Source organism: Parabacteroides sp. MSK.9.14 (assembly GCF_019041495.1).
Lineage (GTDB): Bacteria > Bacteroidota > Bacteroidia > Bacteroidales > Tannerellaceae > Parabacteroides > Parabacteroides merdae.
In genome coordinates this window covers 70,185-83,964 of record NZ_JAHPXO010000008.1, presented here as the reverse complement: position 1 = coordinate 83,964, position 13,780 = coordinate 70,185, and the positions used below count along the sequence as shown (strand labels likewise).

Sequence of the window (13,780 nt, the reverse complement as noted above, 5' to 3'; positions counted from 1 at the left end):
ACATCCTTTTCAAAACATAGGTATTTCGATTGCGGAACATAGATAATTTGAACTATTTCTTTATTAAATAAAGGAATACCCGACAGAAAAATGTACATTTGTTTCATCTAATAAATAATTAATAAATTATGGGAACTTTAGGCTGCATAAATGATATGTTACAACGGGACAAAGAAAACCGCGAGCTCAGGAAATTAAGCAAAGAACGCCTAAAGGAAACCCGAAACAGGCTCATGAAAATCGGGAGCAGTACCAAACTACCCGATACATCCATTGAAGAAATGAAAGAAATTCGAAAAAAGACTATAGAGAAAGAAAAAGCAGATGCCAACCATCTATCCAAAATAAAATTACTTTTAGCCATATTTGTCTTATTCGTCCTCCTTTCAGTATGGCTGTTTTATTCTCTCATCAGATAAGATCTCATTTGTCACCACCGGCAGTTTTGACCGTAAAGATTTCCTCTTCCGTGCCGTTGCCACGCCCTTCTTTCAGACGGACGCTGAACACAGCTTCACCTGTACACAACTTCGGGGAGGCCTGCACCATGACATTATAGGTGATACGGTCATCGCGGGTGATTTTGGTGATCTTGACAGGTTCGGACAGTTTCAGATGTTTGCCCTTCTCAACTTTTACTATTGGTTCCACGTCCAAAGCATCCTGAAAGCTGTTATTCACGATCACAAGGGAGATATGGCAGGTCTCACCCGCATTGATCTTATCGTCGCGAGTGATACTGTCCTCTTCCAATAAGATGTCTTCGATCTGCAAATCGGGAAGGAGAACATGCGAAGACGGCGTATAATTTCCCGGATTCCTCTTCTCCACTCTTACCACGTCACCTGTATTTGCTGCGATCTGCGCACCGGCGATTCCTCCGACCGCCGTCCCGACAAACGCTCCTATGTCACCTCCGATATCATCGTCTATGGAATTTCCGACCGCTCCGCCGAAAAGCCATCCGACAAAAGCGCCTATCTGGGCCCCTACGCCAGCCCGGTCTTCCCGGCTCATATTCTTCATCGATCCGCATCCTGTCAGAGCCAACAAAGACACTATCGCATATAGGACTTTATTTTTCATACTCAGTTATTTTAACCCTTCCAATTAACAAACAAAGATAACCATCCATTTGATTTAATGACATCGGAAAGGAGAAAAACCCCTATCCGATTGCGTTTTTTTATGTAAGTTTGCGCCCGATTAAACAAAGAATGATGACAACTCAATTCAAGACTCCGACCGCAGACCTGCAACATCAGTACGATCTTCTGCAGAAAGAATTCGAATATGAAAAAGAGATGTATCGGGAACAAACCGAACGGGCCGGCATACACCGCCGCATCCAACAAGGACTATGCTGGTATCCTGTCGTACCGGGAAAGAGCTATTATAACTCCCTGAACCAACTTGTCGTAGAAATAGGGCAGCTGGAGGACAAAGAGACCGAACACAATTTTGAATATGGCCGTCCGGTCTGCTTCTTCACAACAAAAGGAGGCGGGAAACCTGAATACCTGAACTTCTCGGCTGTCATCAGTTATGTGCAAGACGACCGGATGGTCGTAATATTACCCTCTCCTAACGCACTTACGGAAATACAAAAGGCTGGTGAAATCGGCGTCCAGCTTTATTTCGACGAGACCAGCTACAAGACGATGTTCAACGCCCTGTCCACCGTTATCCAAGCGAAAGGGAACCGGTTAGCTTATCTGCGGGACGTCCTGTTAGGCAAAACACCCGCCGGCCGGCGCATACTTTTCCCCATGCGTTTTCCCTGGCTGAACCTGTCGCAGGAAGAGGCGGTCAACCATGTATTGGCGGCAAAGGATGTGTCAATCGTGCACGGTCCTCCCGGAACTGGCAAAACGACCACTTTGGTTGAAGCGATCTATGAGACTTTGCACCGGGAAAATCAGGTAATGGTCTGTGCCCAAAGCAATACGGCCGTAGACTGGATATCCGAAAAACTAGTCGATCGTGGCATTCATGTCCTACGCATCGGCAACCCGACACGCGTAAACGACAAGATGCTTTCCTTCACCTATGAACGGCATTTCGAATCGCATCCCGACTATGCCGAACTATGGGGAATCCGCAAGGCGATCCGCGAGATACAATCCAATCTCCGCAAAAAGAGCCACGGTGAAAAAGAAACAGCACGCAACCGTCTCTCCCGTCTCCGTTTCCGGGCGACGGAACTGGAAGTGAAGATCGACACGGAATTGTTCGACGAGGCGCGTGTCGTAGCCTGCACGCTGGTCGGATCGGCGAACCGGGTATTGACCAACCGTAACTTCACAACTCTCTTTATCGACGAAGCCGCCCAGGCACTTGAAGCCGCCTGCTGGATTGCGATCGGCAAAGCGGACCGGGTCATCTTAGCGGGCGACCATCACCAGCTCCCTCCTACCATCAAATGTATAGAAGCGGCACGCGGCGGCTTAGACCACACCTTGATGCAAAAAATAACCGACCGGAAGCCTGAAACTGTCTCACTTCTGAAAACGCAGTACCGAATGAACGAAAGCATCATGCGCTTTCCTTCTCGCTGGTTCTACCGGGATGAGCTGCAATCCGCACCGGAAGTCAAGCATCGCGGCATCTTGGAATTCGATACCCCTGTCGTCTGGCTCGACACAGCGGATTGCCATTTCGAAGAAGACCAACTCACCGACAGCATGAGCCGTATCAATAAAGACGAAGCGACCCTGCTTGTCTCGACCTTGCAGAAATATATCGAAAAGATCGGCAAGGAACGGGTATTGGACGAAAGCATTGACTTCGGTCTGATTTCGCCTTACAAATCGCAGGTTCAGTATATCCGCGGACTGATCAAGCGCAATGTTTCCTTCAAACCTTTCCGCCGTCTGATAACCGTCCACACGGTAGATGGCTTCCAAGGGCAGGAGCGAGATGTGATCATGATCAGCCTCGTACGTGCCAACGACAAAGGCCGGATCGGTTTCCTCGGCGACCTGCGCCGCATGAACGTCGCCATCACCCGTGCCCGCATGAAATTGATGATTTTAGGAGACGCACCGACACTGACACGACATGTTTTCTACAAAGAATTATACGAATATATCCGGGAGAACGGACAGGTGGTTGACGTTCACCCCCTTCCTCCGCCATGACCCCTTATTGTCATATTCATAAAAAAGCCATTGGTCCGAATCGAAACTACTACCGCATCTATTTCGATTTTATACCCCGTTTAATTCAAATTACACGCAAGGGTAATATTTTTTAACAAACTACTAATTTTATATACTACAGAAAATGAATTGACTAAGCAAAATCGCCATTTTCAGGGGATATTGTATTTTGTGTAAAGTCTACTTCATCTCTTCCATCCTCAAAAACAGCACAAAATACATCTTGACAAAACTCTTCTTGAGAAAGAAAGGAAATAAAATATTTGATATTTTTCAAGAAAAGATTTGTTTATTCAAAAAAGTTTTTTAAATTTATGGCATTCATATGAAAAGGATAGCTGCCATATTATTGTTGTTGCTATTTTCCTGTTCAGAAAAGAAGCAAAGTTTGCCTGAGTTATTGGAAACATGGCAAGGCAAAGTTGTGAGTTTTCCCACGAATCCCGTATTTACACGATATGGAAAAGATACCGTTGATTTCAATATCCATCCGTCTCCCTATACTATATTGTTTTATGTCGATTCTAATAGTTGTGTGGATTGCAAATTGAAGTTGAACGAATGGAAACAGTTCAAGCAAGAGGTCGATTCGTCAGGTGGAGAAGTACAGTATTTGTTTTTCATCCATAACAAACGTCCAAAGTATGTACGAAATATTTTGAGAAGTGGAAATTTCGACTGGCCGGTTTGTTTGGACCAGAAAAACGAATTGGATCATTTGAACCAATTTCCGGAAGACGAGCAGTTTCATGCTTTTTTATTAGATCGTAACTTCCGCGTGCTGGTCGTCGGTGATCCGATGAGAAACCTTGAAATCCGTAATTTATATTTGAAACATATATTAGGAATGCAGCCCGATTGGGTGAAGCTGGAAACGACGGCTATAGTAGATGATCCCATAAAGGACGTTGGTGAAATTACCGGGAATAAACCTGTCCGACACTCGTTCAAAATCCGAAACACAGGATTATCGCCTTTAATTGTCACTGATGTCGCAACGACATGCGGTTGCATGCAATACGAATATGATAAAAAACCTGTAGATTCTGGAAAAGAGTTGATTTTTACGTTGATTTACACGCCGAAACATTCAGGTTTCTTTTCAGAAACGGTCCTTGTACGTTGTAATACGAATAAAGCTATCAAAATAATATTGAAAGGGAAAATAAAACCAGCACAGCAGGAATTATAAACTATAAAAACAATGCCTTATGAAACAGAAACTGTTTTCTCTGCTCGCCCTGTTCCTATTTGTGAGCATTGGGCTTACTACCGACACTAAGGCCGATAGTATGGGTAATGAACTGAACTCCTCCGTTTCGGAAAATCTGAAAGCGTTGACTGCTGGGAATCCTAAAAAACAATGTTGGATGGATTTAACAAGCACAAAAACACCTTGTGCTCAATACGGGCAAATAGGATGTGCTCCATGTGATGACTTGTTACCTCCCGGACCATTTCCTCCAACATACCCTCCAAATCCAGGAAGTTGACTAATGTAAGATTTTTGTAAAATTCGTAAAGGAGGTGTGTCGAAACTATCCTGTTCCCGCGCTTGACGCGGGATTGCATTAAAACCGGCCCTATAAAAACCTGATTGATAAGGCCTGTCCTTTTGCGACCCCGCATCAAGTGCGGGGACAAAGAGATTTTGACACACCTCCTTGTTTAATTAATTATCGAATCAATGAGTATGATTTATAGATGGATATTATTCATAGCCTTATTCGGCATATCCCTGTCCTGTTCGGATCACCCGAAGAATTCATCTTCCGATATGGAACCTTTGGATATCGTCGAACTTCGTCCTGCAGATAAATGGTTGAAGTTTCCGATAGATGAGGATACGGACATAGGATGGTATCCGACAGTAATAGAAAAAGACGAGCGAGAATACATAATTATCAAAAATAGTGGAATGCCTCAACTTCTGTTTTATGACGTGGATAAGATGGAATGCGTAAGGAAGATCACTTTTCAAATGGAAGGGCCCAATGCGATAGGAAAAGCTCACCGATATTATGTAAAAGGATGGAGTGAGTTTTACTGGCTCCCACCTTCTGCACAACAATGTTTATTCAAAGTAGATGATGCTGGAGTGGTTCAAGGACGTTATGATTGTAGCAAGGATGACGCTGGAAATTTTTTGCCGCCCATAGAGTCTATTGTTTTTATTGATTCTTTGGTTCATATACAATTGTACCATTATAATCATAATCAGCAAGAAGAAAAGACATCTGTGGCTGCGGTGTTGGATACCGTTCATAAAGTTGTCAAGCAATTTTCTTTTTATCATCCTTCAAAACCGACGATGGATGATTTGTATAAAGGAAGATTACGGGCTGGTGATGAATATGTGTCTTGTTTATTTGATGGAGCTAACTTTGTGTATGTTTTTGGCCAGAATGATTCTATTTATGTTGCAACAGCAGATCATAAAAACGTAAAAGGTTATAATGCTAAAAGCAAGTACTTGAAACCAGCCAAATATATTCCAAAACCTCATTATGCTGCTTTAAATGATTATTTGAGAGAAAGCAACCAGCAACAATTTTATCATTACATCTACTACGACAAATACCGCGAAGTCTATTACCGCCTTGCCTACCCGGAATCGGAGGTCGATCCAAAAGAGAACCAACAGGACATTTGGAGTTTCGGCCGTCGGACCTGTTCGATTGTGATTTTGAACAAAAACTTCCGCATCATCGGCGAGACACTGTTGCCGGACTACCGCTATCAGAACCGTTCGATCGTTGTCCTGAAAGACGGCCTTTACATCTGCGACAGCCATTACAAGCGAGAAGATTATGACGAAAACGTGTGGAGCTTCCAACGGTTTGACTTGATGAAGAAAAAATAAGAGGAGGTTTTTGATCTTTGGCTAAGCGCGGACAAGGTTATTTTTAGCACGGTTGTCCTTTCTGTCAAGCGAGCGGAAGCAAAAATTCCGTATATTTGTATCATTAACAAAAAATACAGAGAGGCCATGAAGTATAAATTATTAGTTCTCGACGTAGACGGGACGCTGCTCAACAATCAGAAAGAGATCAGCCCCCGTACCCTGGCTGCCCTTCTGAAGGTACAGCAAATGGGGGTACATATCGTATTGGCATCAGGAAGACCGACTAATGGAGTCATGCCCATCGCTGAAAAGCTAGAACTGAATCATTACGGAGGTTACATTCTTTCTTACAACGGCGGTCAGATCATCAACGTGCAGACCGGTGAACTATTATTCGAGAAGCGCATCGATCCGGAATGGATCCCCTATTTCGAAAAGAAAGCAAAGAAAAACGACTTTGCCATCTTCACCTATCACAAAGACTTCATCCTGACGGACAAACCGGATAACAAGTATGTCATCCAAGAAGCCAACCTGAACAAGATGCAGATTGTCGGTGTCGACAACTTTGCCGAAGCCGTCGACTTCCCGCCCTGCAAATGTATGCTGGCAAGTGACGACGAAGAAGCGCTCATCGGTTTGGAGAATCATTGGAAAAAACGCCTCGACGGTGTGCTGGATGCATTCAGGTCGGAACCTTATTTCTTAGAAGTCGTTCCCCAGTTCATCGACAAGGGAAACACTTTGGGCGTGCTGATGACCAAACTGTCCGTATCGCCGGAAGAAGTGATCGCGATCGGCGACGGCGTTTGCGACGTGACCATGTTGCAACTTGCCGGTGTCGGGATCGCGATGGGAAATGCGGAAGATTCGGTGAAGGCTTGTGTGGACAAGACGACACTCACCAACGAAGAAGAAGGCGTAGCCGTAGCCGTCGAACGGACAATCCTGGCTGAAATACGTCCGACGGAAGTACCGCTCGACCAGTTGAATATGCGTGCCAGACACGCTCTAATGGGAAACCTCGGCATCCAATATACATATGCATCCGAAGACCGTGTAGAAGCGACCATGCCGGTAGACGAACGCACCCGCCAGCCATTCGGCATCCTACATGGCGGGGCGACACTCGCATTGGCCGAAACGGTTGCCGGGTTAGGATCGATGATCCTGGCCAAACCAGACGAAATCGTGGTCGGTATGCAAGTCAGTGGCAACCATATGTCATCTGCCCATGAAGGAGATACCGTTCGCGCCGTCGGAACCATCATTCACAAAGGACGCTCTTCGCACGTTTGGAACGTCGATGTATTCACATCCACAGATAAATTGGTATCATCCATCCGTGTAGTCAACAGCATATTAAAAAAGAAATGACACCAGACGAATTAAGGATTTGTAACGTAGTCGACACATTGATCAGAAAGAACCGGAGTTTTGCACTCTGGCGGATACCAGGAGAATCGCCTCGTTTCGCCATGCAGACCTCCGGTTCTGCACGTATTCTTTATCATATCGAGGAACTGGACGAACAGAGTGGTTTCGTCATTGCTCCCTTCCATGTAAGCAAACAGCACCCAATCGTACTGATCCGGCCGGACATCCAGAAACTTCCGCCCGATGAGGAAACAAAAGTTTCATACTTGATGCCTGCGGAACAGGAATTCCATCATAGTGAAACGCTTGTCTCCTTCCTCGAAAACCCGAAGGAAGACTACAGCCGCCGTTTCAATGCCTTCATCGAACCGCTACGCCGAAAGCAGTTCGAGAAACTCGTGCTGTCGCGCTGCCAGACGATTCCGGCAGACAGAGCCAACTTCTCCCCTGCCGCCGCTTTCCATAAAGCAATCAGACGGTACAAATATTCGTATGTTTATCTCTGCCATACACCCGAAACAGGTACATGGCTCGGATGTACGCCTGAAATCATCCTCTCCGGCGAGAAAGGAAAATGGCATACGGTCGCCCTTGCCGGCACCCAACCTCTCCCAAACGGGGAACTACCGATAGAATGGGACGACAAAAACAGGGAAGAACAGGAATATGTAGCCTTTTACATACGCAAACAACTGCAAGCATTAGGTATCAAACCGACAGAAACTCCTCCGATCCCGGTACGCGCCGGCGAATTGTCGCATTTGAGAAGTGACTTCAGCTTTCCACTGCCTGATAATAAAAAACTCGGTGAACTGTTGAAACGGCTCCATCCCACGCCTGCCGTCTGCGGACTGCCCAAAGAAGAGACGTATCGTTTTATCCGGGAGAACGAAGGCTACGACCGGAGTTATTATTCAGGCTTTATCGGTTGGTTGGCCCCCGAAGGAAAGAGTGATCTGTATGTAAACTTGCGCTGCATGAACATCTTGCCCGGATCATTTGTTTTATATGCAGGTGGAGGCATTCTTGCTTCTTCGGAGATAGAAAGCGAATGGCTTGAAACGGAAGCAAAAATGCAAACCATGAAGCGACTGATTAATTCAACTGACAATTGAGAATTCATAAATCATAAATAATATAACCCATGATAGCAAAAAAACTAACTGACCTCATAGGCAATACACCGTTGTTGGAGTTCTCAAACTTCAACGCAAGTAAAGGGCTGAAAGCGAAAGTAATCGGAAAGCTGGAATATTTCAACCCGGCAGGTAGCGTAAAAGACCGCATTGCATTGGCAATGATCGAAGATGCGGAAGAAAAGGGCTTGCTGAAACCGGGAGCAACAATCATAGAGCCGACCAGCGGGAACACCGGCGTAGGACTGGCTTTCGTCTCGGCCGCCAAAGGTTATAAATTGGTACTGACAATGCCCGAAACCATGAGCCTGGAACGTCGTAACCTACTGAAAGCATTAGGAGCCAACCTGATCCTCACTCCCGGAACGGAAGGGATGAAAGGTGCCATCGCCAAAGCGGAAGCATTGCGTGATGAAACACCCGGCTCCATTATCCTGCAACAGTTTGAAAACCCGGCAAACCCTGCCCGGCATGCTAAAACAACCGCACAGGAAATCTGGCGCGATACGGACGGAAAAGTCGATATCTTCGTCGCAGGAGTCGGAACGGGCGGTACGGTAAGCGGCGTTGGCAAAGGACTGAAAGCGCACAATCCGGATGTCAAAATCGTAGCTGTAGAACCGACCGACTCGGCTGTGCTCTCAGGCGGTAAACCCGGACCGCACAAGATACAGGGGATCGGAGCGGGCTTTATCCCTAAAACCTACGACAGCTCGGTGGTCGATGAAATCATCCAGGTAGAAGGAGACGACGCCATCCGCACATCACGCGAACTGGCACAAAAGGAAGGCCTGTTGGTCGGCATTTCTTCCGGAGCAGCCGTATATGCCGCCATGCAACTGGCCCGGCTCCCGGAGAACGAAGGGAAAACGATTGTAGCATTATTACCAGATACGGGCGAGAGATATTTGTCTACAGCATTGTATGCGTTCGAGGAATATCCGCTTTAAGAATTGACAATTGATAATTGTCAATTCTCCTTATAATCTTTCCGATAAGAACAAGTAGTCTCCGTCGGGAAATCTTTCGGGACTTTCTGGGTTACTTTTCCGGTTGCCGCCCATTCGGCGCCACGAAGCAAAAGCACCTGGAAGCCCGTACATTGCATTGCTATATTATCTTCCGTAGTAGCACCGGCATGGCCAAGCATCGTATGGAAGATGCGAGCATTCCCGTAATCGACCGTAAATACCAGCGGTTCTTCACGACTGGAACCGTTTGTTTCCTTATCCGAATAGGCCGTGTACAAAATATCCCGGATATTGCCCGGTCCCCGCATACGGTCGTAAAGTTCATCTTTGGCATGACGCCATTTCAAAGGCAGGCCCTTCACAACCGGATGCACCTTGTCACGCCCGTTCAGCACATATTCGTGCTGGCGTCCATGAGAACCACCCGGACCCGCCGAACTGTCCTTGACCAGTTTTCCGTCCTTCCAATACACATAAGGGCCGGAATTCTCATTACGTCCTTCCCAACCACCCAAAGCACAGATCTTATTGAACTCCGGCCATTTGGAGAAAGCATTGTCGGCTGCATGATAAATGACAACACCACCGCCGTTCTGCACATATTCCAAGAAGCGGCGGTTCGTCTCCTCCGGCCACGAATCTCCGTTATAGTCCAGCACTACCAACTGGTAAGGGCTAAAGTCGAGCACAAAACCGGACATATCCTTGCCCTGTTCGGGAGAGATGGCAAAGTCCACATCAAAACGACCGGAATTTTCCAGGATTTGTTTCAGCACAACATGGCTCACCTGCCAGTTATGGTTGTTTTGTCCTGTGATCAGTAATGTTTTAATCGGTTTACGCGCCGAAACCGTACAGGCTAACAAGAGGGAAAAGACAACAAAAAACAGCTTCCCAAAATGTAAATGTCTCATGGTACTTTATGGTTTAAAGATTTGTTTGAGGCAAATGTACTAAATCAATATGAAATATGTACTTTTGTGGCCTTAAGAAAAAATACATCCATGATGAAATATTTATCCCGAATATTATTGATAACATTCGTATTTGTTTTTTCAGCCACTTATAGCCATGCCGAGAGTTGGCGCGACAAAACAGAACTGCTCATATATTCTCCGCGCTATTTCGGTCCGAACGCCTTTCCGATCCCGGAAATGAGGGACGGACAGGTGAGCGAGCGGTACGAAGTGGAAGTACGGGGCGAATACCATTATTATACGGGTGACAAGACCTGGGACATCGTGGGGCGTGCCCTGCTGCCCTTCTTCAGGGGGCGCGCGGGAATCGAAGTGAACTGGTGCTTCAAGGAAAAATATAAGATGACACCGGAAACGCGTGACGAACGCTTTGCCGTGGATACGGAAAGCCCGATCAAATATAACGGCGACATCGTTATCAGCTCCTTTTTCCAAGTCCTGAAAAGCGAGAAATGGGTAGATGCGACCATTAGCGCCAATATCAAGACAGCCAGCGGAGGCCGCCTGTGCGACGCCCGTTTTACCGATGCCGCCTCCTACTGGTTCGACGTAAACGTGGGGCGTAACCTGTGGAAAAGTGCCGACGGGAAGGCCTCGATCCGTATGCAGGCGCTCGCCGGGTTCTATTGCTGGATGACGAACGACATGGTGCATCGCCAGAACGACGCCATCTCATACGGAGTCGGGTTCACCGGTAAATACAGAGGCTTCACGCTCGCCACCAACCTGGCCGGGTTTTACGGATACGAAAACAACGGTGACCGCCCCATACATTGGCGCAACAACCTCAGATACGAGATCAAGAAAAACATAATCTCCTTCCGGTATACACACGGAATGAAGGATAACCTGTACGAGACTTATTCGTTGGGATATATCAGATGCTTTTGAGAATTGAAAGCTAAACCAACGGCCTTCGCTCCCTGTTTAAGGGAAGATGAAGATTAATCGGATAGTAAAACTGAAGCTGGTAGATGCCAGACTCTATTTCGTGAGTCTGATCGTAGGACTGCTGACCGGATTGGTGGCGGTTCCTTACCACTATCTGCTGCAACTATTCTTCAATATGCGGAAGAACTTCTTCCAGTCTTCGCCTCCCTGGTATTACCATATCGTCTTATTCCTTGCCCTATGGGGTATCCTCTGCTTCGTCGCCCGGATGGCCAGACGGTGGCCTTACATCGGAGGCGGAGGCATTTCGCAGACACGGGGCGTTATCAATGGACGCATCGAGTATGCACATTCCTTTCGCCAACTGCTGGCTAAGTTTGCGGGTGGTGTGCTGACACTCAGCAGCGGTCTCTCGATGGGACGCGAGGGACCTTCTGTACAAATGGGTTCCTACATAGGTGACCTGGTCAGCAAATGGGGACATATCCTGAGCGGCGAACGCAAACAGCTCCTTGCCGCAGGCGCAGGCGCAGGACTGGCAGCTGCCTTTGCCGCTCCTCTTGCCGCCGCTACGCTGGTGATCGAATCGATCGAACGCTTCGATGCTCCGAAAACGGCTATCACGACGATCCTGGCCGGTGTCGTCGCCGGAGCGATCGCCAGTACGATTTTCCCGATCAACCCGTACCACGACATACAGGCCATCGTGCCCGACCTGTCGATGGGACTGCATATCAAGCTGTATATCCTGTTTGCCGTCATCGTATCGGTTTTCGGCAAACTCTATTCACTGCTGATGCTATACGCCAAACGGATGTACCCGGCCATCCGGCAACCCGAATATATCAAGCTGTTAGGTCTTCTGGGCATGGCATACATCATTTCGCTGACGGTCACTGATCTGACCGGTGGAGGCGAGCAGTTCCTGATGCAACAGGCGGAAGGCGGCAACAGCAATATCTATTGGATTGCAGGGATGATGTTCCTGCACATGGTATTTACCGTTTTTTCCTTCTCCTCCGGATTGCCGGGAGGGAACTTTATCCCGACTCTGGTGACAGGCGGACTGACCGGTAAGCTCTATGCCCTCATCCTGGTGCAACACGGGATCGTCAGGATGGAAAGTGTGAGCTATGTCATGCTGATCGGAATGGGCGCCTTCCTGGTCGCCGTCGTGCGCACTCCTATCACAGCCATTATCCTGATTACGGAGATCACAGGGCATTTCGAAGTTTTCTATCCTTCCATCGTCGTAGGAGGACTCACTTATTATTTCACGGAACTGTTGGGAATAAAGCCGTTCAACGTAATGTTCTATGAAGAGATGATCAACAAACCGGCCTTCCGTGAGCAGAAGCGGCTGACTTTGGACGTGGAAGTGATGGCCGGAGCCTATTTCGACCGCAAGGAGGTCGATACGCTCGAACTTCCCAACCATTGCGTAATCATGAATATCCACCGCGACCGCAAAGACATCTCCCCCACCGGACAAACCATACTCCCCGGTGACCAGCTCACCATCGAACTGGACGCCCAAGATATAGAGAAACTGTACGAGCCACTGGTTAGCATGGCCAACATCTACTAAAATATCCCGACCGGCAACTTTAAACGTCCTCCCGGCCATCTCAAATCATTGGACACAAAAACCAAACAGCCTCTCAGGGGAATTATAATCCAGAATTATCAGGTATTTATGTAAAAATATCCGTCCGCGAGACGATTTCAGGGAAGCCGGATGGTTCCTTACCACAGGAGAAATCAATTATCGCATTTTGCCGAACTTACGGATGGGAGCCGGCTATATGTCGTTAGTCCGCTACAAGGCATCGGAGGAACTGCGCAACCGGTTCTGATTCAGGCAGGAAGACATCTATCCACAAAACGAAAGGAAACGTACCGATATGCATTTATGCAGAAGCCATTTTACCGTCCTAAGGCACTTTTTTACTAAAGACAAGCAGAAAAAGAGCGGAAAGCAAGCAGAAATGGTTGGCAACACCCCCATCTTCCGGCTTTCTACACCCGGATGTTACCACCCCCCACACCCGGATGTCCGAAAAGGGTACACCCGGGTGTTCGGAGCCATATCATACTAATCCTTTGTAATTAAGATACATACTTAGCAGAAAGATCATATATATATTGCTAAAATCCCAGTCGGATGTGTGACACAGTGTGATACAGGCGTGATACATGAATCCGGTATGTATCACACCTTGCACAACATGGATATCAACACATACAAGACAAAATGTGATAGAGTGACAGAGAAATGGCGATTCTCTTTCTGTCGGTTTTAAGGCTGCTTATCGCCTCATTCGGCTGTCACATATAATAGGCATAAATAAAAATATCACTATCTTTGCCCTCGGAATCCAAAAACGTTCCTTTATATTATTCACCGAGTGCTTGATAAACC

Annotated in this window: 13 protein-coding genes; 10 read left to right on the top strand and 3 right to left on the bottom strand. The window is 47.1% G+C overall.

Translation table 11 applies throughout. The features are described from left to right. Positions 1-128: 128 nt before the first annotated feature. Positions 129-419 carry a hypothetical protein gene (locus KTG12_RS06365; RefSeq protein ID WP_022322445.1) on the top strand — a complete coding sequence of 97 codons (291 nt, stop codon included), beginning with the start codon at positions 129-131 and terminating at the stop codon, positions 417-419. Positions 420-423: 4 nt separating this feature from the next. Here KTG12_RS06365 and KTG12_RS06360 read toward each other — a convergent pair whose 3' ends face one another. Next, entirely contained in the window at positions 424-1,086 is a 663-nt protein-coding gene (locus tag KTG12_RS06360) for a hypothetical protein (RefSeq protein WP_022322446.1), read from the bottom strand. Positions 1,087-1,220: 134 nt separating this feature from the next. Between KTG12_RS06360 and KTG12_RS06355 the strand changes: the two genes are divergently transcribed. Next, positions 1,221-3,140: an AAA domain-containing protein gene (locus KTG12_RS06355; RefSeq protein WP_138272904.1), complete on the top strand. Its 1,920-nt coding sequence runs from the start codon at positions 1,221-1,223 to the stop codon at positions 3,138-3,140. A 154-nt stretch (positions 3,141-3,294) separates the two neighbouring features. Here the strand turns inward: KTG12_RS06355 and KTG12_RS06350 are convergent, their stop codons facing one another. Further along, positions 3,295-3,438 carry a hypothetical protein gene (locus KTG12_RS06350; protein WP_155143664.1) on the bottom strand — a complete coding sequence of 48 codons (144 nt, stop codon included), beginning with the start codon at positions 3,436-3,438 and terminating at the stop codon, positions 3,295-3,297. Between the two features lie 48 nt (positions 3,439-3,486). Between KTG12_RS06350 and KTG12_RS06345 the strand changes: the two genes are divergently transcribed. The 6 genes from KTG12_RS06345 to cysK all read left to right on the top strand — a co-directional run bounded on the left by KTG12_RS06345 (position 3,487) and on the right by cysK (position 9,469). Continuing rightward, the gene (locus tag KTG12_RS06345; RefSeq protein ID WP_138272882.1) at positions 3,487-4,353 is read left to right on the top strand and encodes a DUF1573 domain-containing protein; all 867 of its coding nucleotides are present in this window, start codon (positions 3,487-3,489) and stop codon (positions 4,351-4,353) included. 19 nt (positions 4,354-4,372) lie between these two features. After that, entirely contained in the window at positions 4,373-4,654 is a 282-nt protein-coding gene (locus KTG12_RS06340) for a hypothetical protein (protein ID WP_022322449.1), read from the top strand. Between the two features lie 194 nt (positions 4,655-4,848). Continuing rightward, positions 4,849-6,024: a DUF4221 family protein gene (locus KTG12_RS06335; protein ID WP_138272884.1), complete on the top strand. Its 1,176-nt coding sequence runs from the start codon at positions 4,849-4,851 to the stop codon at positions 6,022-6,024. A 126-nt stretch (positions 6,025-6,150) separates the two neighbouring features. After that, positions 6,151-7,383, top strand: a complete 1,233-nt coding sequence (locus KTG12_RS06330; RefSeq protein WP_005639136.1) for a Cof-type HAD-IIB family hydrolase — start codon at positions 6,151-6,153, stop codon at positions 7,381-7,383. After that, on the top strand, positions 7,380-8,498 hold the full coding sequence (locus KTG12_RS06325; RefSeq protein ID WP_138272885.1) for an isochorismate synthase: 1,119 nt from the start codon (positions 7,380-7,382) through the stop codon (positions 8,496-8,498). Before KTG12_RS06330 ends, KTG12_RS06325 begins: the two co-directional genes overlap by 4 nt. Positions 8,499-8,527: 29 nt before the next feature. Then, complete coding sequence (cysK, locus tag KTG12_RS06320; RefSeq protein WP_005642693.1) at positions 8,528-9,469, top strand: cysteine synthase A; 942 nt, start codon at positions 8,528-8,530, stop codon at positions 9,467-9,469. Positions 9,470-9,489: 20 nt separating this feature from the next. Here the strand turns inward: cysK and KTG12_RS06315 are convergent, their stop codons facing one another. Next, entirely contained in the window at positions 9,490-10,404 is a 915-nt protein-coding gene (locus KTG12_RS06315) for a ThuA domain-containing protein (protein WP_155143666.1), read from the bottom strand. 93 nt (positions 10,405-10,497) lie between these two features. Here KTG12_RS06315 and KTG12_RS06310 point away from each other — a divergent pair, with 93 nt between their 5' ends. Continuing rightward, positions 10,498-11,358 carry a hypothetical protein gene (locus KTG12_RS06310; protein WP_122116111.1) on the top strand — a complete coding sequence of 287 codons (861 nt, stop codon included), beginning with the start codon at positions 10,498-10,500 and terminating at the stop codon, positions 11,356-11,358. A 46-nt stretch (positions 11,359-11,404) separates the two neighbouring features. Beyond that, positions 11,405-12,946 carry a ClC family H(+)/Cl(-) exchange transporter gene (locus KTG12_RS06305; RefSeq protein WP_138272886.1) on the top strand — a complete coding sequence of 514 codons (1,542 nt, stop codon included), beginning with the start codon at positions 11,405-11,407 and terminating at the stop codon, positions 12,944-12,946. The last annotated feature ends 834 nt before the right edge of the window (positions 12,947-13,780 follow it).

Bases quoted from the DNA above. Each gene is read 5' to 3' on its own strand.
- KTG12_RS06345 (WP_138272882.1), top strand. From the start codon at position 3,487: ATGAAAAGGATAGCTGCCATATTATTGTTGTTGCTATTTTCCTGTTCA.
- KTG12_RS06305 (WP_138272886.1), top strand. From the start codon at position 11,405: ATGAAGATTAATCGGATAGTAAAACTGAAGCTGGTAGATGCCAGACTC.
- KTG12_RS06315 (WP_155143666.1), bottom strand. From the start codon at position 10,404: ATGAGACATTTACATTTTGGGAAGCTGTTTTTTGTTGTCTTTTCCCTC.
- KTG12_RS06335 (WP_138272884.1), top strand. From the start codon at position 4,849: ATGAGTATGATTTATAGATGGATATTATTCATAGCCTTATTCGGCATA.
- KTG12_RS06310 (WP_122116111.1), top strand. From the start codon at position 10,498: ATGAAATATTTATCCCGAATATTATTGATAACATTCGTATTTGTTTTT.
- cysK (WP_005642693.1), top strand. From the start codon at position 8,528: ATGATAGCAAAAAAACTAACTGACCTCATAGGCAATACACCGTTGTTG.
- KTG12_RS06340 (WP_022322449.1), top strand. From the start codon at position 4,373: ATGAAACAGAAACTGTTTTCTCTGCTCGCCCTGTTCCTATTTGTGAGC.
- KTG12_RS06330 (WP_005639136.1), top strand. From the start codon at position 6,151: ATGAAGTATAAATTATTAGTTCTCGACGTAGACGGGACGCTGCTCAAC.
- KTG12_RS06325 (WP_138272885.1), top strand. From the start codon at position 7,380: ATGACACCAGACGAATTAAGGATTTGTAACGTAGTCGACACATTGATC.
- KTG12_RS06355 (WP_138272904.1), top strand. From the start codon at position 1,221: ATGACAACTCAATTCAAGACTCCGACCGCAGACCTGCAACATCAGTAC.
- KTG12_RS06365 (WP_022322445.1), top strand. From the start codon at position 129: ATGGGAACTTTAGGCTGCATAAATGATATGTTACAACGGGACAAAGAA.
- KTG12_RS06360 (WP_022322446.1), bottom strand. From the start codon at position 1,086: ATGAAAAATAAAGTCCTATATGCGATAGTGTCTTTGTTGGCTCTGACA.